The sequence below is a fragment of the Microbacterium lacusdiani genome (assembly GCF_054779895.1).
Map to the genome: position 1 here is coordinate 20,925 of NZ_BAAGXJ010000007.1, position 17,001 is coordinate 37,925.

Here is a 17,001-nt window from a genome sequence, read left to right on the forward strand (position 1 = left end):
GTGTCAGCCGATGACGGGGATGGATGCCAGCAGGCGCCGCGTGTACGCGTGCTGCGGGCGCAGCAGCACGTCGGCGGTCGCGCCGTGCTCGACGATCGCGCCGTCCTTCATGACGGCGACCGTGTCGCACAGGCTCTGCACCACGCCGATGTCGTGCGACACCAGCAGGAGCGTGAGCCCGTCGCGTCCCCGCAGCCGGGCGAGCAGCTCGAGGATCTGCGCGCGGACCGTGACGTCGAGCGCGGACAGCGGCTCGTCGCCCACGAGGACGGCCGGCCGGTGGGCGATCGCGCGCGCGAGCGCGATGCGCTGGCGCTGCCCGCCCGAGAACTCGTGCGGGTAGCGCGAGGCCATGTCGGGCTCGAGGCCCACATCCGCCAGCACCTCGCGGACGCGCCCGCGGTGGTCGCCGCCGATCCCGAGCGCCCACAGCGGCTCGGCGACGATCCGCTCGACGGTCATCCGGGGATCGAGCGACGCGTACGGGTCCTGGAACACGATGCCGGTCTGCCGCCGCAGCCAGTGCAGCGACCGTGCGGGCGCGCCGGCGTCGACCCGGCGGCCGTCGACCTCCACCGTGCCGGTCGTCGGGCGGTCCAGCCCCAGCAGCAGCCGGATGAGCGTCGACTTGCCCGATCCGGACTCGCCGATCACGCCCAGCGCGGTGCCGGGGGCGACGTCGAGATCCGTCGGTGCGAGCGCGACGGTCTCCCGCCGCGGGGAGAAGAGCGTCTCGCGCGGCAGCGTGTACCGACGGCTCAGGCCGCGCGCGCGGATGACCGGCTGCGTCACGATGCCTCCCCACGGAACAGTGTGGCCGTGGCGTCGCGCAGCAGTCCCTGCGTGACTGGATGCGCGGGGGACCGCAGCAGGCGTGAGACCTCGCCCTCCTCGACCACGCGGCCGTGCTCCAGCACCACCCCGTGGGTGGCGACCTGCGAGAGCACGGCGAGGTCGTGCGTGATGAACACCAGCGACATCCCGGCGTCCGCGACCAGGCCGAGCAGCAGCTGCAGGATCTCGGCCTGGATCGTCACGTCGAGCGCCGTGGTGGGCTCGTCGGCGATCAGCAGCCGCGGCCCGCACGCGAGCGCCATGGCGATCGCGACGCGCTGGCGCTGACCGCCCGAGAGCTGGTGCGGGTAGCGGCGGACGATGGCGTCGGGGGCGGGCAGCAGGACACGTCGCGCCTCGTCCACCGCGATGCGCCGGGCCTCGGCGCGCGTGACGTCGCGGTGGATGCGCACGGACTCGGCGATCTGACGGCCGACGGTGCGGATCGGGTTGAGCGCGGTCTGCGGCTCCTGGAACACCATGCCGATCTCGTCGCCGCGCAGCTTCGCCAGCTCGCGGTCGGGGAGCCCGATCAGCTCGCGTCCGTTCCAGCGGATGCTGCCGCGCGCGGTCGCGCCGTCGGGCAGCAGGCCGAGGATCGCGAGCGCCGTGAGGGACTTGCCCGAGCCGGACTCGCCGATCAGCCCGACGCGCGCCCCGTCGGGAACCGCGAACGAGACGCGGTCGACCACGGTGCGGCCGCCGATCTCGACCACCAGGTCGCTGACCTCGAGACTCAAGCGACCACCCCCGGGGTCGTGTGGGGGATGGCCTTCGGCCCCGGGACGTGCCGGCCGCGCAGCGTCGGGTCGGTCGCCTCGCGCAGCGCGTCGCCCAGCAGGTTCAGGGCGAGCACGGTCAGCGTGATCGCCAGACCCGGCCACACGACCGAGAGCGGGTGCACCTGCAGGTACTGCTGCAGGTCGGCCAGCAGCAGCCCCCACGAGGGCTCCGTGACCGAGGCGCCGAAGCCGAGATAGGACAGGCCCGCCTCCGCGAGCACGGCGACGGCCATCGACCACGACAACTGCACGATGAACACGGGGGCGACGTTGGGCAGCAGGTGCCGGCGCAGGTTCTGCAGCGCGGTGAGGCCCGACGCCCGCCCTGCGAGCACGTAGTCGCTGCGGCTGACGCGGCGCAGCTCGGGCCGCGTGACGCGCGCGATGCTCACGCCGAAGCCGATCCCCACCGACCAGACCACGACCCAGAGCGAGCCGCCCCAGACCGACGAGATCATCATCGCGATCAGCAGCACGGGGAACGCGATCAGGATGTCGATCAGCACAGCGACGGCCTCGCGCGTCCAGCGGGGCGTGAGCGCGCCGATCGAGGCGAGCAGCACGCCCACCGCGGTCGACACCAGGCCCGCGCCGATCGCGACCAGCACGGTGGTGCGGGCGCCCGCCATCACGAGGCTCAGGATGTCGCGCCCCGTGCCGTCGGTGCCGAGCACGTGCGGCCAGCCGGGCAGCCCCCAGCGGTGGGAGATGTCGACCGTGCGGGGGTCGAACGGCGTCCACACGAGCGACACCAGCGCGGTGAGGACGACGACGCCGGCGACGATCAGGCCGAAGCGGCCGGTCGAGAGCCGCCACAGGCGCGCGACGAGGCTCATCCGGCCTCCCGCTGACGCGGATCGATCGCGTGGTGGAGCAGATCCACCGCGAAGCCGATCAGCAGCACGAAGCCCGTCAGCACCAGCAGCTCGCCCTGCACCATCACCAGATCGCGCGAGCCCACGTCGGTCGCGAGCATCCGGCCGATGCCCGGCAGGTTGAACACCAGCTCGATCACGACGGCGCCGACCACGATGCCGGCCACCTGCAGACCGAGCACGGTCACGATCGACAGGCCGACCGACGGCAGCCCGTGACGGATGAGCGCCTGCGTGCGCGTGAGGCCCTTGGCGGCGCCGGTGCGCACGAAGTCCTGGCCGACCGCCTGAAGCGTGGCGCTGCGCACGAAGCGCAGCAGCATGGCCCCCTCGACGACGCCGATCGTGAGCGCGGGGAGCACGAGCGAGCGCAGCGCGAGGTCGGGCGTGGCCCAGCCGGACCGCGGGAAGCCCTGCGCGGGAAGCCAGCCGAGGAGCACGGCGAACAGCACCACGAGCATCATCCCCGCCCAGACCACGGGCACGGCGGCGAGGGCCTGCGACACGACGCTGATGGCCGTGCCGTCCGCGCGCCCGCGGCGCACGGCCGACAGCACGCCGAAAGGCACCGCGATCAGCAGGGCCACCAGGAGGGACAGCACGCCGAGCGGGAGCGTGACGCGCGCCTTCTCCCACAGCTCGCCGGCCACGGGCGATCCGGTGAGCATCGAGACGCCCAGGTCGCCGCGCAGCACGCCGCCGATCCAGTCGAGGTACTGCGCCCACAGCGGCCGGTCGAGGCCCAGCTGCCGCCGGATCTCGGCCACCTGCGCCTCGGATCCCTGCGTGCCGGCGATCAGCTGCGCCACGTCGCCCGGGAGCACGCGCAGCACCGTGAAGATGAGCGCGCTGGCGACGAGCAGGCCGACCGCCAGCAGGGTCAGTCTCGTCAGCAGGTATCGGATCACCGGTGCGCTCGCCTAGGGGATTGATGCCGCTCACGCTACGCGATCCGCGGGCGTCGCGGCCGGATCGTCACGCCGCGCGTCACGCGGCCGGTCACTCCGTCGCGAGCGTCACATCGGCCAGGTCGATGCGCGAGTTGATCGAGTGCACGGGGAAGCCCGCGACGCCCGGCCCGACCGCCGTGATGGTCTCGCCCGTGTACAGCCAGTCGGCCGCGTGGTCCTCCGACACGATGCGCGCCGCCTGGGCGAGCAGTTCGGCCGACTCGTCGGGGTCGACCGTGCTCGTCGCCTCGGCGTACAGCTCCTGCACCTCGGCGTTGTCGTAGCCGAAGTAGTAGTCCGGGTTCGCGAAGTTGCCGAAGTCGCGGGGCTCCACGTGCAGCACGAAGCTCAGCTGGTAGTCCTTGTTCGTGTACACGTCCTGCAGCCACGTCGGGAACTCGACCGGGTCGACCTTGAGCTCGACGCCGATGTCGTTGAACGCCGACACCAGGAACGTCGACACGGTCGTGCCGTAGAACGACGGGATCGTGAGCTCGAGCTCCAGGTCCTCCTGACCGGCCTCCGCGAGCAGCTCCTTGGCGCGCTCGGGGTCGAACGGGGCGACATCCGACAGGTCCTCGTAGCCGGGGTCGAGCGCCGGGATCGGGCCGTACTGCGTGGTCGCGGCGCCCACGGCCTCGACCAGCGCCTCGTGGTCGATCGCCAGGCGCAGCGCCTCGCGCACGCGCACGTCGTCGAGCGGTGCGGCCTGGTTGTTGAACGAGAGCGTCGCCTTGTCGGTGGTCGCGCCCCGCGTCAGGGTGAAGCCGTTCTGCCCGTCCAGCTGCGGCGCCAGGTCGGCCTGCACGGCCGTCAGGACGTCGAGGCTGCCGTCGAGGGCGGCGTTGACGCCGGCCGTGAAGTCGGGGATGTAGCTGACCTCGACCGCGGCGACGCCGGCGGCCTCGCCCCAGTACTCGTCGTTGCGCGTGAAGGTGATGCCGTCGCCCTGGCTCCAGTCGGCGAGGGTGAACGGCCCGGTGCCGTTCGCGGCGGTCTTCAGGTCGGTCTCGTCGCCCTCGTCGAACACCAGGCCCGCGCGGCCCGTCAGGGCGAACAGCAGGTTCTGGTCGGGCTGGTCGAGCGTCAGGACGACCGTGCGGTCGTCGGGCGCGTCCACGGCCACGACGTGCGCGAGCTGGTCGTGTCCGATCAGCGTCTCGTCGTTGCGGACCTGGTTGTAGGTCTCCACGACGTCCGACGCCGTGAGCTCACCCCCGCCGTGGAAGGTCACGCCCTCGTTGAGCGTGAACGTGTAGGTGAGGCCGTCCTCCGACACCTCGTACTCGCTCGCGAGCGACGGCACGATCTCGTTCTCCTCGGTGCGGGTCACGAGACCCTCGTACACGTTGTCGATCAGGATCTGCTCGAGCGCGGCGCCCGACGTGTGACGGATGTCGAGGTTGTCGGGCTCCAGCACCAGGCCCAGCCGCAGAGTCGCGTCGGGGTCGGGCTCGCCTGTCGGGCCCGGCTGAGGCGAGCCGGTGCACCCGGCCAGCGCGAGCGCGGCGATGCCGAGGCCCGCCACGGCGGAGCGGCGCAGAAGCGCGGGGCGCGAGGAGAAGCTGTGCATGGGTGTCCTTTCGGATCGGCGCGGCGGGCGCCGGCTGGGGCCGGCCCTCAGGGCCGCGTCCCGTTCGGGTGGATCCGGGAGGCGATGAGCTCGGCGAGCTCGACGGGTGCCGCCTCCTGGACGTTGTGCGGGGCCGCGAGCGCGACCACCTCGGCATCGTGCAGGCGTCGGGCGAAGTCGTCGGCCGCTGCGGTGTCGACGTAGCCGCGCTCGCCGCGGATCAGCAGGAGGGGAGCGCGGACGGCGGCGAGGTCGTCCCATCCGGACTCGTCGACCAGCGCCGGGGTCGCGGCGTCGGCCGGCGCGGCGAGCGCCTGCTGGGCGATGCGGGCGAAGTGGTGCTTCCACTCGACGCGACCGTCGTCGCGCACGCGCGTGTTGTGGAAGACGCCGCGGCGCGCGTCCTCGAGCGAGCCGCCGAGCCCGAAGCCCATGGCGTGCTCGACCGCGGCCTCGCGTGAGTCGAAGTCCGTGCGCTCGTAGAACCGGCGCAGCTCGGCCGATCCGCCGCCCCCGCTCGCGCCCGGCGTGATGTCGACGAGCACGAGCGAGGCCACCAGATCCGGGCGCTGCGCGGCGACCGCGGCGGCCGTGATGCCGCCGAGCGAGTGGCCGACGAGCACCACGGGGGCCGCGGCCCACTCCTCGATGCCCAGGATGACGTCGGGCGCGAGCGTGCGCGGCCGGTAGTCGGCGTCGTCGCGCCAGGTCGAGTCGCCGTGACCCGGCAGGTCGATCGCGAGCACGGGCGCGCCGAGGGCCAGTGCCGTGGTGTCCCACGTGTGCGCGTTCAGTCCCGCGCCGTGCAGCAGGACGACCTGGGGGAGGCCGGTGCCGAGGCGCAGGGCGCTGAGCGCGCGACCGTCGGGCAGGTCGAGGGCGAGGCGCTCGGCGGAGGGCGCCTCGCGGCCCAGGCGCTCGGCCTGGCCGGGCAGGTACGCGAACTCGTCGCGCGTGCGCGCGGCGGTCGGGTTCTCTGTCACGGATCCGGCTGCTTCCTGCGAGGATGGTGCCCGGTGGCGGGCGGGACGCGTCCATTCTGCCGCTCCCGCGAGGCCTCGGGAGGCTCGCGGAGCAAGGTGCACGGTCTTGGTCCCATTGTGGTGCGCTTAACGCGAAGTAATACGTTCATCCATTGTGCACTCTGATTGCGTGCCTTCCGGGCGGGCGCTCTGATCGCCTCGGTAAAGTGTCAGCATGGACCAGCCGCGGGTGCATCTGTCGAAGTCCGAGCCGACCGCCTACAAGGCGCTCGACGCGTTCTCGCGCGAGGTCGGCCGCATCGCGCGGGAGAACGGCATCGACGACCGCCTCAAGGAGCTCGTGCTGATGCACTGCTCGCAGCTCAACGGCTGCGCGTACTGCACGCGCATCCACTCCGACCGCGCGCTGGCCGCCGGGGTCACGTTCGACGACCTCGCCCAGCTTCCCGTCTGGCGCGAGTCGGGCGTCTTCTCCGACCGCGAGCGCGCGGCGCTCGAGCTCGCCGAGGCGTTCACGTTCATCCATCGCGGCGGCATCCCCGAGGACGTCTACGAGCGCGTGGGCGCCGTGCTCACCGAGAAGGAGTACCTCGGCGTCAGCTGGCTGTGCGTCTCGATCAACTCGTTCAACCGCGTGGTGATCGCCGGACGCTACCCGGTTCCCCGGCGCGACCCCGCCGGCGCCCCGGCCGGAGCGTGACCGCGGGAGAGAGCCTCGTCCCGGGCTCGGTCAACTTCCGCGACGTCGGAGGGCTGCCCGCCGGCGAGGGTCGGACGCGGTCGGGGGTGCTATATCGCTCGGGCAACCTGGCCGCGGTCGACGAGCTCGGCGGCGCGGCGTTCCGCGCGCTGGGCGTGCGCCGGATCGTCGACCTGCGCGACGACGACGAGGTCGAGCACGCGCCGAGCCGCGTCGGGGACGTCGAGACGCTGCGGGTGCCCCTGTTCCTCGGGTCGCTCGCGTCCTTCTTCCTCGAGGACATGACGCTCATCGAGATGTACCGTGCGCTCCTCGAGCGCGCGGGCGACCGGCTGGTCACGGCCGTGCGCGGCATCCTGGGTGCGCAGCCCGTGCTCGTGCACTGCACGGTCGGCAAGGACCGCACGGGCGTGACGGTCGCGCTCGCGCTCGCCGCGGTGGGTGTGGACGAGGACGCCGTGATCGCGGACTATGCCCGGACCGAGGGGATGCTCCCCGCGTGGCGCAACGAGCAGGCGCTGGCGCGGATGCGCGCCGTGTATCCGCACGCCCGGAACCTCGAGGAGCTCGCGAGCCGGTCGCCCGCGCACGTGATGCGGACCATCCTCGACGAGATCCGCGCGCAGCACGGCTCCGCGGCGGGGTTCCTGCACGCGCACGGCCTGCGCGACGACGAGCTCGCCGACCTGCGCCGCGTGCTGATCGAGGAGTGAGCCGCGCGCTCGCGCCGGTCAGTGGCGGGTGAGGTAAGGCAACCCTGAGTTGGGGCGTATGATGGAGGCATCATGACCGCCGTCGAGCACAACGCCTCCGCCTGCCGCGCCTCGCGCCACACGCGGGTGCAGCACCTCGTGACCGCGGACGAGCAGTCGTTCGCCGAGCTCGAGGCGCTGCTCGCGACCCTGCCGATCTGCGCCACGGGCCGCGTGTTCATCGAGGTGCCGGACGCCGGCTGGATCGCGCCCATCTCGGCGCCGCCGCGCATGGTCGTGACCTGGCTCGATCGCTCCGCCCGCACGGGCGCCCCGGGATCCGGCCGCTCGTGCACGCCGGGCGCCGCCCTGACGCGCGCCGTCACGGCGTGGGCCGACGAGATGATGTGCGACGAGCACGACGAGACGCGCGTCGACCTGCTCGGCGGCTACCTCGGCACCGCCGACATCGTCGACCACCTCACCGAACGTCTCGACGTCGCGCCCGAGCGCATCCACGCGCCCGAGCGCTTCCGCCTGTTCAGCCGCGGCTGACCCCGGGTCCGCGCCGCGTGCGCACGTAGCCGCCCGCGCGCAGGCCGGCCGCGATCTCGAAGCGGTTGCGCAGCGGATCGCGCCCCGCGAGCAGGTAGAGCAGCGGCATCAGGAACCCGTAGCGGCGCCACTGGTCGCGGTGCACAGCCTCGTGCCGCAGCAGCTCGGCCGTGACGGGCCCGTCGCCGGTCAGGAAGCAGCCGCCCACGCACACGCCCCCGCGCGGGAACGCCCACTTCGGCAGGCCCCGGAAGACCCACAGGCCCTCGCGGCGCTCGACCGGGCCCGTGCTCCACAGGGTGCCCCAGACCCATCCGATCGCCGTGCCCCATGCGTAGCCGACCAGGCTCACGGGGGAGTCCAGCAGGATGCGCGGCAGCAGCCCGTCCACGCGCTCGCCGCGGCGGAGCGCGCGCTCGGCGCCCGTCCGGATCGCGCGGGGCAGGGCGTCGAGCTCGGCGTGCGGCCAGCTCACGCCAGCGCCCCGATGATGCGCAGGATCGCGCCCATGTCCTCGACGGCGGCGGCGGGCGTCGCGGGCGTGAAGCCCGCGACCGTGGCTCCCGCGAGCTCGACGCGCGCCCGCAGGGCGCCGATCGCGGCGACCAGCGCGGCCGGGGCGACGCCGAAGGGCTCGGGGGAGGAGACGCCCGCGATGTGCGCGGGGTCGAGCACGTCGAGGTCCACGTGGACGTACACGCGGCGCGCGCCGGTGGCCGCGACCGCGTCGGCGAGCGCGTCCGCGCGCTCCAGCTCCGCGGGCGCGAGCGAGGCCATCCCGGACTCCGCGAGCAGCTCGTCCTCCTCGGGGTCGAGCATCCGGACGCCGGCCAGCACGACCCGCTCGGGCGGGACGAGACCGGGCGGCAGGACGAGCCCCGGCGCGCCCTCGCCGAGCACCGCCCGCAGCGCCATGCCCGCGAACGCGCCGCTGGGCGACGAATCCGGCGCATGCAGGTCGCCGTGGGCGTCGAACCACACGAGCGCGAGCGGCTCGTCGGTCTGGGCGGCGACGTGCCCGATCGCCGCGACCGAGACGCCGCAGTCGCCGCCGACCACGATCACGGGTGCCGGCAGGTCCTCGAGCGCGGCGCGCACGCCGTCGGCGGTGCGCAGCAGCGCGCTCGCGCGCAGCACGCCGGTCTCGAGCGTGTCTCCCGCCTCGAGCGGCACGTCGACGAACGTGCACGCGGCGCGCGGCAGGTCGCCCGCGATCGCCTCCGCGCCGTCGATGTGGGCCATCGCGCGCGACGAGGGTGAGCCCTGCCACTGAGGGACGACGAGGAACCGGGCCATGCAGTCATCCTGCCCCGGATCGCGCCCTCGCGCACGGATCCCCGTACCGACACAACGCAGGACCTCTGCCGTGTCGACGGCGTGTCGCGGGGCGCGAAGCGGGCGGCACGCCCGGGATCCGCGGGAAGTCCTGCGTTGTGTCGGCGTGGGCGGCCCACATGCGATCGAGCGACCGCGGAGCTGCACCCGATCGAGTGCAGCCCCGCGGTCGTGACCGAGCGTCAGGCGCCGAGCTGGCCCTGCGGCTGACCGCCCGACTTGAGCTGCGCGAGGCGCGCCTCGACCTCGGTCAGCTCGCCGAGGTCCTCTAGGCTCTCGAACTGCGCGTCGAGGCTCGACGCCGCGAGCTCCGCCTTGCCCTGGGCCTGCGCCTCGACGCGGCGCACCTTCTCCTCGAAGCGACCGAGCTCGCTCGTGGGATCGAGCACGTCGATCGACTTGACCGCGTCGACGACCTTGGTCTGCGCCTCGGCGGTCTTCTGACGCGCGAGCAGCTCGCTGCGCTTGCTGCGCAGCTGCTCGAGCTTGACCTTCATGCCGTTGAGGCCGGCCTTGAGCTTCTCGACGACCTCGCTCTGCGCCTCGAGCTGCGGCGCCGTGGCCTTGATGTCGTTCTCGGCCGAGATCTGGCGCTGCAGCGCGACCTTCGCCAGCGCGTCGAACTTGTCGGCGTCGACCGGGTCGCCCGCCGCGCGCAGCTCGTCGGCCTTGCGGCTGGCGGCGAGCGCCTTGTTGCCCCACTCGACCGCGGCCTGCTTGTCCTCGGCGTGGTCGCGCTCCAGCAGACGCAGGTTGCCGATGGTCTCGGCGATGGCCGCCTCGGCGTCCGCGATGTTGTTGGTGTAGTCGCGCACCAGCTGGTCGAGCATCTTCTCCGGGTCCTCGGCCTGGTCGAGGATCGCGTTGATGTTCGCCTTCACGAGCGTCGAGATGCGCCCGAAGATGGACTGCTTTGCCATGTTGTGCCTTTCGTGTGGCGGTTGAGGTGTGCGTGAGGTGCCTCGAGGGCGAGTCTAGAAGCGCCGCCCTCCCGAGCGGCCGGACGATCGGCTTCCGCCGAACGAGCGGGACGAGCGGGTGGACGAGCGACCGCCGGACGACGAGCGTCCGGACGAGCGGGACCAGGATGCGGACGAGGACGATCCGCCCCAGCCGGAGGACGATCCGCCGCCCTCGCCGTTGCCGAACCAGCCCGACAGCGCGCCGAGCACGACGCCGCCCAGCGTGAACAGCAGGACGATCCCCGCCGCGCCGTCCGACTCGTCCGCGACGCCGAGGCTCGAGAACAGCCCGACCGCGCCGCCGCTGACCGCGCCCCACAGGGCGCGCCCGCCGGCGCCGTCGTCCTCGTCGGCGGATCGTGTCGGAGACGCCTCGCCGCCGTTCGAGCCGAAGGCGCGCACCCGGCGCCGCCCGGGGCGCTCGTCGGACCGGATGCCGGCGGCCGTCAGCGCGGTCTCGGCGTGCCGCACGGCGTCGCGGGCGTGGCCGGTGGCCGCGGCGGCATCCGTCGCGAGTGCCGCGCGGGCCAGCGCCAGGGCGGCGTGCGCCTGCCGCAGCGCGCCGAGCGCGGCGGCGGACACGCGCCCCGCGCGCGCCGTGACGGTCGCCTCGGCGGTGCGGACCGCGGAGGCCGCGCGGTCGAGTTCCCGGTCGCCCGTCGGCTCCCCGGTGGTGACGGGAGAGGAAGGCAGGGCCGACGAGCCGTGGCCGAGGTCGCCGCCCACGACGGCCGAACCGACGGCGGGCGCGCTGCTCGCGGCCGTGACCCCGAGCGTCGCGGCGTGGGCCTCGACCGCGGTGTGCAGTGCGGTCGTCTCCGCGATCAGGCGCTCGATCTCGTGCACCGCGGCGGAGATCTGGGCGGCCCTGCCGCGCGAGACGGCGTCGCGCAGCCTGCCGAGCCACTCGTCGGCCGCCTCGAGCCGTCGTCGCATCTCCGACGCGTTGTCGGCCACGGGCGCCACCTGGGCGGGCGCGTAGGCGCCGGACATCGTGGCGATCCGCTCGGCGGCCGAGGCGACGAGCCGGTCCGCCTCGGCGCGGGAGCGCTCCAGGCGTTCGAGCGTCGCCTGCGCGTCCGTCGCGAGCGCCCGCAGGCGTGCGAGCGAGTCGCGGCGACGCTCGAGCTCGCGGTCCACTGCCGCGCACGCCGCCAGGATCTCGTCGGTCCACGAGCGGGTGTCGGCGGGGGAGTCCTCGGTCGCGTCCTCGAGGTGGCGCTGCAGCTCGAACGCGCGGTCGATGCGGGCTCGCCCGTCCGCGAGCGCCTGCGCGTACTCGCGCGTGGCGTCCTCGCCGAACTCGGCCGTGACGAAGTCGAGCTCCTGCTCGCTGGTGCGCAGGGCCTCATCTGCGCGCACGAGCGCGATCGAGGCGCGCCGGCGCTGCCCCGCGAGCGTGCGCAGCTCGAGGGCGCGGGCCGCGCGGCGCCGCCCCAGCAGCACGAACTGCACGATCACGAACACCAGGAGGGCGGCGGCGCCGATGCCGATGAGCCATACCCACCAGGGCGGGGGCACCTCGTCGAACTCGTCGGCGACGAACTCGACGCCCCCGACCCAGTCGTCGTTCGCCAGGTGCTCCGAGCCGAGCCGGTCCTCGATCTCGAGAACGCGGCTCTCGCGGAGCGGACCGCCCTCGTACTCGGCGGAGATCGCCAGCGCGCGGCCCTCGGTCGCGATCGCCAGCAGGTACTGGTCCGCGGCGAGGTTGTTCTGGAGCGACGCGCGGTCGGCCCACTGCAGCGCGTTGGACGGCGACGTGAAGTCGTCCACGAACACAACGTAGAGCTCGGGCCGATCGGGCGCCGCGGCGAGCGCCTCGAGGTGCTGCTCGAGACGGCGCTCCTCGGATGCCGACAGCACTCCGGCGCGGTCCGTGACGTAGCCCGGGTCGAGGTCGCCCGGCGGCTCCGCATGGGCGGCGAGCGGCGCGAGCGCGAGCGCACCCGCCAGGACCGCCGTGGCGACGGCCGCCGGGGTGCGTGGCGCGAGACGCATCAGAAGCGGCCGCCTCCGCGACGTCCGCGGCCCCCGCCGAATCCGCCGCCGCCGCGGCTGCTGCGGCCGCCGAGGCCGCCGCCCAGTCCTCCGCCCAGGCCGCCGAGCACGGAGCCCCCGCCCCAGCCGCTCGTGCCGCCTCGTGTGCCGCCCCCGCCGAGGCCGCCGCTGATCAGGCCGCCCAGCAGGCCGCCGACGAGCCCGTCCACCATGCCGCCGCCGCGTCCGCCGCCGCCCAGCATGCCGCCGCCCAGCATGCCTCCGCCGAGGCCGCCGCCCCAGTCGGCCGACTCGACGTCGGCCTGGGCGAGGCGCGCGGCCTCGGACGCGAGCTGCAGCGCGCGCTGCGCGCGCTGCAGCGCCTGCGCGGGGTCGCCGGACTGGAGGGCCTCGGCCCGCGCGAGCTCGGCGCCCGCCTCGGCCAGCCGTGTGCGCGCCTCCGCGCCCACCGCGCCGCGCCGCGCCGCGATGTACTCCTCGGCGCCCGTGACCTGGCTGCGGGCCTGCAGCAGCGTCTGCCCCAGCATCTGCTGCGCGCGCTGCGCGCTGCCGACGACCGCGTCGATCTGCGCGTTCGCGGCCTGCAGCGCCTCGAGGAGCGCCTGCGGGCTGCGGGCCGATCCGGACAGGTTGTGCCGAGCCTGCGCGACGGCCTGCTCGGTCGCGGCGACCGCCGCCGCCACCTCGCCCGTGGCGGGAAGCGTGCGCGCGCGGGCGAGGTCCTGCTCGAGGTCGGCCACGAGCGCCGCGGCCTGCTGCTCGGCCGTCGCGAGCGTCGCGCCGAGATCGGCGACCGCCTTCTCGAGCTGCGCGGCCTGCGCGACCGCCTGCTCGGCGGCGCGGATCGCGACGGCGGCCTCGCCGCCGTCGCCCGCGCCGACCAGCTGCTGCGCGCGGGCGAGCTGCTCGTCGGCGAACGCCAGCCGCGCCCGCGCCTGCGCGGGGTTGTCGGCGACGGTCGTGATCGCGTCGGCCGCGTAGCGGGACCGCAGCTCGGCGACCCCGGTCTCGATCCGCTCGGGTGCCCCGTCCGCCGCGGCGCGACGCTGCTGCACCTCCGCGAGCGCGGCGGGGGCGTCCTGCTCGATGCGGCGCAGCTCGCCGAACGCGGCCTGCTTGTCCTGGAGCGTGGTCGCGGCCGCCTCGCACAGCCGGATGATCTCGCCGTTCCACGCACGCACGTCCTGCTCGGCGTCGGGCTCGTGGTCGTCCAGGCGCTGCTTGAGCTCGAACGCCTTGGCGAGGTCGGCCTTGGCGGCCTGCAGCGCCTGCTCGAACTCGCCGGTCGCCTCGCGGCCGAACTGCGCGATCGCGAAGCCGAGCTCCTGCTCGCTCGCCCGCACGGCGTCGTCCGTCCCGACCAGGGCCGAGGCGGCGCGGCGCGCGAGCTCCTCGGTCGTGACCTCGGGCTCGGCGCCCGGGCCGGCCTGGCCGCCGGAGGTGCCCTTGCGGCGGCGGGAGGCGAGGTACCACGCCGTGCCGCCGACCGCCGCGACCCCGGCCCCGCCGATGACCCACGGCAGGACGGAGCCGCCGCCGGCCGCGCCGCCACCGGGTCCCGAGCCGTCCAGTCCGTCGGCGGCCGCGTCGGCGGCGCCGACCCAGTCCTCGGCCGACAGGAAGGGCTGTACCGCCGACTCGATCTCCGCGATCCGCTGCTCGCTCACGGGCCCCTCGGTCGCCGCCGAGAGATAGTAGTTGCGGTCCTCGACCGCGACCGCCAGCAGGTACTGGTCGATCCCGAGGCCGTTGGACTCGGCCGTCGTGTTGGCCCAGTCGTCGGCGGCGGACGGGTTCTCGAACGTGTCGACGTAGACGACCCACAGCTCATAGCCGGTGTCGGCGCTCAGCTGCGCGAGCCGCGTCTGCGCCTCCTGCTCCTCGGCCGGGCTCAGCACGTCGGATTCGTCGAGCACGAAGTCGTCGTCGAGCTCCACCGGGTCCTCTGCGTGCGCGGGCGTCGCGATCAGCGCGGCCCCCGTCGCCAGCCCGATCGCCAGCATCGCGCGCATCGACCGCGCCGTCCTCGTGCCCCACGCCGTCATCGCGCCCCCTCCGCGGCAGCGCCGCGACCGGGCGCTCCGTCCTCGATCCTATGCACCGTGCGGCATGCCGGAAAGGGCCGATCGGCGCGGCATCCGTTCGCTCCCCGCGGACGCGCGGACCCCTCCTCGGGGCGCGTCGCGAGGGCTTCCGTGGGCGGCTCGAACGTAGGCTGGTGCGTCGCGCGCGCCCGCCGCACGCCCCCTGCTCGCCGGACGGAGGACCATGGAAGATCGCTACGGGACCGACGTGCTCGCGACCGGATGGCGCCAGCGCGGCGCGAAGCAGGTGCAGACCGTGCCGGCCGAGATCGACCTGGTCGTCGAGGTCGCCGGCGACGGGTTCTGCGGCGCCGTGACCCGGCTCGAGGCGGGCAGCGTCGAGCTCGAGGACGGGAAGGGCCGCCGCCGCGTGTTCCCGCTCGGCAAGGGCTTCCTGATCGACGGCGAGCCCGTCGAGCTCGTGGTGCCGAAGGCCGCGCCGCAGGCGCGCCGGAGGACCGCATCCGGCTCCTTCGCCGTCGAGGAGCAGCGCGCCCGTGTCGCCCTGCCGCACCGCATCCTGGTCGAGGGTCGGCACGACGCCGAGCTGGTCGAGAAGGTGTGGGGCGCCGACCTGCGGGTCGAGGGCGTGGCGGTCGAGTACCTGGAGGGCGTCGACAGGCTGCCCGACCTGCTGCGGGACGAGCCGCCCGGTCCCGGCCGGCGGTACGGCGTGCTGGTGGATCACCTGGTGCCCGGTTCGAAGGAGCAGCGCATCGCCCGCGCGATCGAGCAGGGCCCGCACGGGCGCCACATGCGCATCGTCGGCCACCCGTTCATCGACGTCTGGCAGTGCGTCAAGCCGTCGTCCGTCGGCATCAGGGCGTGGCCCGAGGTGCCCAAGGGCGAGGAGTGGAAGAAGGGCGTGTGCCGCCGTCTCGGATGGCCGCACGCCGAGCAGGCCGACACCGCCCGCGCGTGGCAGCACATCCTGTCGAAGGTCACCACGTTCCGCGACATCGAGCCGGCGCTGCTCGGCCGCGTCGAGGAGCTCATCGACTTCGTGACGGCGCCCTAGGCTGCGCCGAATACGCTTGAGGGATGCCCGAGGAACCCGCTGACGACGCGCCGTCGTTCCGCAAGCAGCCCGTGTCGTTCGTCCGCCGCAGCGGGCGGATGTCGGATGCGCAGGAGCGCGCCTGGAGCGAGCTGGCTCCGCGGTACGCCTTCGACGTGCCGCGCGACGTCGCGTCGACGTCCGTGCACCCCGACGCGCGCCTGATCCCGGCCGAGGTCTACGGCCGCACGGCGCCGCTCGTGGTGGAGATCGGATCGGGCCAGGGCCACGCGATCGTCTCGGCGGCCGCGGCGCGTCCCGACGCCGACTTCCTCGCGGTCGAGGTGTTCCGCGCCGGCCTCGCCCGCACGATGCTCGACGCCGACCGCGCGGGCGTGCGGAACCTGCGGCTCGTGGAGGCCAACGCGCCCGAGGTGCTCGAGCGCCTGCTGCCCGAGGGCGCGGCCGACGAGGTCTGGGTCTTCTTCCCCGACCCGTGGCACAAGAGCCGGCACAACAAGCGCCGCCTGGTCAAGGAGGGCTTCGGCGCGACGGCCGGCCGCGCGCTGCGCGACGGCGGGCTGCTGCGCCTCGCGACCGACTGGGAGGACTACGCGCTGCAGATGCGCGAGGTGCTCGACGCCGAGCCCGAGTTCGAGCGCGCGTTCGACGGCGGCGAGGACGTCTGGGCGCCGCGGTTCGACGGCCGCGCCATGACCGCGTTCGAGCGCAAGGGCATCGCCAAGGGGCGCGAGATCCGCGACCTGACCTACCGCCGCGTCGCGCGGGGCTGAGGGCCGATCCGGATGGCGGCGAAGACCGGGCAGGTGCGGGCGCCGGACGCGCACGCGCTCGAGCCGCTCGTCCTGACCGCGGGTCTGCTCGTCTGCCTGGCCGCGCCCGCTTTCTTCGTCCTCGAGATCGAATGGCTGGGCATCGCGCTGCTGGCGGCCGGGCTGGCGCTCGCCGCCGTGCGCGACCGCCGCGATCCGGCGGGCATCCGGCGTCGCCCCGGCCTGCTGCGCGACCTGGGGCTCATCGCGATCGGCATGCTGATCGTCAGCGCGATCTCGCTCGAGGCGCAACTGGACAACCTGTCCATGCTGCGGTTCACGCTGGCCCTCGGCGGGGCCGTGGCGGTGCCGTACGTGCTGTCCCGCTTCGTGTTCCGGGACCACGCCGTGCGCTTCCCGTGGCGCGGCGGCGGGCGCTGGGGGCGGCTGCAGTGGGGGTGGCTCGTCGCCGTGCTCGCGCTCGGCTGGCTCATCCTGCCCTTCTATTTCGTGACGAGCGGCGTGTACCGCAACTGGCCCGTGGTGGACACGCCGGATCTGATCGCGCGGCTGTTCGTCGGGGTGGGCGCGGTCGGCATCTGGGACGAGCTGTTCTTCATCTGCACGGTGTTCGCGCTGCTGCGCCGCCACCTGCCCGATGTGGCGGCGAACCTGCTCCAGGCGATCGTGTTCGTGTCGTTCCTGTGGGAGCTCGGCTACCGCGAATGGGGGCCGGTGCTCACCATCCCGTTCGCCCTGCTGCAGGGGCTGATCTTCCTCCGGACGCGCTCGCTCGCGTACGTCGTGACGGTGCACCTGCTGTTCGACGCGGTCGTGTTCCTCGTGCTCGTGCACGGCCACAACCCGGGGATGCTGGACGGCCTGTTCCTGGTCTGACGCGTGGG

The 17,001-nt window shown here is 74.2% G+C and carries 17 protein-coding genes; 6 read left to right on the forward strand and 11 right to left on the reverse strand.

Annotated elements, in window-relative coordinates; genetic code table 11:
- Positions 1-3: 3 nt before the first annotated feature.
- From ACYVGN_RS07155 to ACYVGN_RS07180, 6 genes are all read right to left on the reverse strand, one after another.
- On the reverse strand, positions 4-795 hold the full coding sequence (locus ACYVGN_RS07155; protein ID WP_460789868.1) for an ABC transporter ATP-binding protein: 792 nt from the start codon (positions 793-795) through the stop codon (positions 4-6).
- Positions 789-1,574 carry an ABC transporter ATP-binding protein gene (locus ACYVGN_RS07160; protein WP_460789771.1) on the reverse strand — a complete coding sequence of 262 codons (786 nt, stop codon included), beginning with the start codon at positions 1,572-1,574 and terminating at the stop codon, positions 789-791. Before ACYVGN_RS07160 ends, ACYVGN_RS07155 begins: the two co-directional genes overlap by 7 nt.
- Positions 1,571-2,452 (reverse strand): ABC transporter permease, encoded by an 882-nt coding sequence (locus ACYVGN_RS07165; RefSeq protein ID WP_460789773.1) that lies wholly within the window; start codon positions 2,450-2,452, stop codon positions 1,571-1,573. Before ACYVGN_RS07165 ends, ACYVGN_RS07160 begins: the two co-directional genes overlap by 4 nt.
- Positions 2,449-3,399 carry an ABC transporter permease gene (locus ACYVGN_RS07170; RefSeq protein WP_460789775.1) on the reverse strand — a complete coding sequence of 317 codons (951 nt, stop codon included), beginning with the start codon at positions 3,397-3,399 and terminating at the stop codon, positions 2,449-2,451. The genes ACYVGN_RS07165 and ACYVGN_RS07170 overlap by 4 nt, the downstream gene beginning before the upstream one ends.
- 91 nt (positions 3,400-3,490) lie before the next feature.
- Positions 3,491-5,014, reverse strand: coding sequence for an ABC transporter substrate-binding protein (locus ACYVGN_RS07175; protein WP_460789777.1), 1,524 nt, complete (start codon positions 5,012-5,014; stop codon positions 3,491-3,493).
- 47 nt (positions 5,015-5,061) lie between these two features.
- Positions 5,062-5,997 (reverse strand): alpha/beta fold hydrolase, encoded by a 936-nt coding sequence (locus tag ACYVGN_RS07180; RefSeq protein ID WP_460789778.1) that lies wholly within the window; start codon positions 5,995-5,997, stop codon positions 5,062-5,064.
- A gap of 214 nt (positions 5,998-6,211) precedes the next feature.
- On the opposite strand from ACYVGN_RS07180, the gene ACYVGN_RS07185 reads away from it, so the two are divergent.
- The 3 genes from ACYVGN_RS07185 to ACYVGN_RS07195 all read left to right on the forward strand — a co-directional run bounded on the left by ACYVGN_RS07185 (position 6,212) and on the right by ACYVGN_RS07195 (position 7,944).
- Positions 6,212-6,697 (forward strand): carboxymuconolactone decarboxylase family protein, encoded by a 486-nt coding sequence (locus ACYVGN_RS07185; RefSeq protein WP_134745930.1) that lies wholly within the window; start codon positions 6,212-6,214, stop codon positions 6,695-6,697.
- Entirely contained in the window at positions 6,694-7,410 is a 717-nt protein-coding gene (locus ACYVGN_RS07190; protein WP_134745931.1) for a tyrosine-protein phosphatase, read from the forward strand. Before ACYVGN_RS07185 ends, ACYVGN_RS07190 begins: the two co-directional genes overlap by 4 nt.
- 72 nt (positions 7,411-7,482) lie before the next feature.
- The gene (locus ACYVGN_RS07195; RefSeq protein ID WP_460789780.1) at positions 7,483-7,944 is read left to right on the forward strand and encodes an SIP domain-containing protein; all 462 of its coding nucleotides are present in this window, start codon (positions 7,483-7,485) and stop codon (positions 7,942-7,944) included.
- Here the strand turns inward: ACYVGN_RS07195 and ACYVGN_RS07200 are convergent.
- The 5 genes from ACYVGN_RS07200 to ACYVGN_RS07220 form a co-directional block, all read right to left on the reverse strand.
- Positions 7,931-8,419: a Fe-S oxidoreductase gene (locus ACYVGN_RS07200; protein ID WP_235563046.1), complete on the reverse strand. Its 489-nt coding sequence runs from the start codon at positions 8,417-8,419 to the stop codon at positions 7,931-7,933. The two genes, ACYVGN_RS07195 and ACYVGN_RS07200, sit on opposite strands and share 14 nt — an antisense overlap.
- Positions 8,416-9,240: an arginase family protein gene (locus ACYVGN_RS07205; protein ID WP_460789782.1), complete on the reverse strand. Its 825-nt coding sequence runs from the start codon at positions 9,238-9,240 to the stop codon at positions 8,416-8,418. Before ACYVGN_RS07205 ends, ACYVGN_RS07200 begins: the two co-directional genes overlap by 4 nt.
- A 221-nt stretch (positions 9,241-9,461) precedes the next feature.
- Positions 9,462-10,199 carry a PspA/IM30 family protein gene (locus ACYVGN_RS07210; RefSeq protein WP_460789784.1) on the reverse strand — a complete coding sequence of 246 codons (738 nt, stop codon included), beginning with the start codon at positions 10,197-10,199 and terminating at the stop codon, positions 9,462-9,464.
- Between the two features lie 54 nt (positions 10,200-10,253).
- Positions 10,254-12,242, reverse strand: coding sequence for a TPM domain-containing protein (locus ACYVGN_RS07215; protein ID WP_460789786.1), 1,989 nt, complete (start codon positions 12,240-12,242; stop codon positions 10,254-10,256).
- Positions 12,242-14,254 carry a TPM domain-containing protein gene (locus ACYVGN_RS07220; protein WP_460789788.1) on the reverse strand — a complete coding sequence of 671 codons (2,013 nt, stop codon included), beginning with the start codon at positions 14,252-14,254 and terminating at the stop codon, positions 12,242-12,244. The genes ACYVGN_RS07215 and ACYVGN_RS07220 overlap by 1 nt, the downstream gene beginning before the upstream one ends.
- A 256-nt stretch (positions 14,255-14,510) precedes the next feature.
- Between ACYVGN_RS07220 and ACYVGN_RS07225 the strand changes: the two genes are divergently transcribed.
- Genes ACYVGN_RS07225 through ACYVGN_RS07235 form a run of 3 tightly spaced genes read left to right on the forward strand, consistent with a single transcriptional unit; the run spans position 14,511 to position 16,993 of the window.
- A complete protein-coding gene (locus ACYVGN_RS07225) occupies positions 14,511-15,344 on the forward strand; it encodes a DUF3097 domain-containing protein (protein ID WP_460789790.1) in 834 nt (277 codons plus the stop codon).
- A 23-nt stretch (positions 15,345-15,367) separates the two neighbouring features.
- Positions 15,368-16,117 (forward strand): tRNA (guanosine(46)-N7)-methyltransferase TrmB, encoded by a 750-nt coding sequence (trmB, locus tag ACYVGN_RS07230; protein ID WP_460789792.1) that lies wholly within the window; start codon positions 15,368-15,370, stop codon positions 16,115-16,117.
- Between the two features lie 12 nt (positions 16,118-16,129).
- A complete protein-coding gene (locus ACYVGN_RS07235; protein ID WP_460789794.1) occupies positions 16,130-16,993 on the forward strand; it encodes a CPBP family intramembrane glutamic endopeptidase in 864 nt (287 codons plus the stop codon).
- Positions 16,994-17,001: the final 8 nt, after the last annotated feature.

Bases quoted from the DNA above. Each gene is read 5' to 3' on its own strand.
- ACYVGN_RS07165 (WP_460789773.1), bottom strand. From the start codon at position 2,452: ATGAGCCTCGTCGCGCGCCTGTGGCGGCTCTCGACCGGCCGCTTCGGC.
- ACYVGN_RS07175 (WP_460789777.1), bottom strand. From the start codon at position 5,014: ATGCACAGCTTCTCCTCGCGCCCCGCGCTTCTGCGCCGCTCCGCCGTG.
- ACYVGN_RS07185 (WP_134745930.1), top strand. From the start codon at position 6,212: ATGGACCAGCCGCGGGTGCATCTGTCGAAGTCCGAGCCGACCGCCTAC.
- ACYVGN_RS07195 (WP_460789780.1), top strand. From the start codon at position 7,483: ATGACCGCCGTCGAGCACAACGCCTCCGCCTGCCGCGCCTCGCGCCAC.
- ACYVGN_RS07205 (WP_460789782.1), bottom strand. From the start codon at position 9,240: ATGGCCCGGTTCCTCGTCGTCCCTCAGTGGCAGGGCTCACCCTCGTCG.
- ACYVGN_RS07210 (WP_460789784.1), bottom strand. From the start codon at position 10,199: ATGGCAAAGCAGTCCATCTTCGGGCGCATCTCGACGCTCGTGAAGGCG.
- ACYVGN_RS07215 (WP_460789786.1), bottom strand. From the start codon at position 12,242: ATGCGTCTCGCGCCACGCACCCCGGCGGCCGTCGCCACGGCGGTCCTG.
- ACYVGN_RS07220 (WP_460789788.1), bottom strand. From the start codon at position 14,254: ATGCGCGCGATGCTGGCGATCGGGCTGGCGACGGGGGCCGCGCTGATC.
- ACYVGN_RS07225 (WP_460789790.1), top strand. From the start codon at position 14,511: ATGGAAGATCGCTACGGGACCGACGTGCTCGCGACCGGATGGCGCCAG.
- trmB (WP_460789792.1), top strand. From the start codon at position 15,368: ATGCCCGAGGAACCCGCTGACGACGCGCCGTCGTTCCGCAAGCAGCCC.
- ACYVGN_RS07235 (WP_460789794.1), top strand. From the start codon at position 16,130: ATGGCGGCGAAGACCGGGCAGGTGCGGGCGCCGGACGCGCACGCGCTC.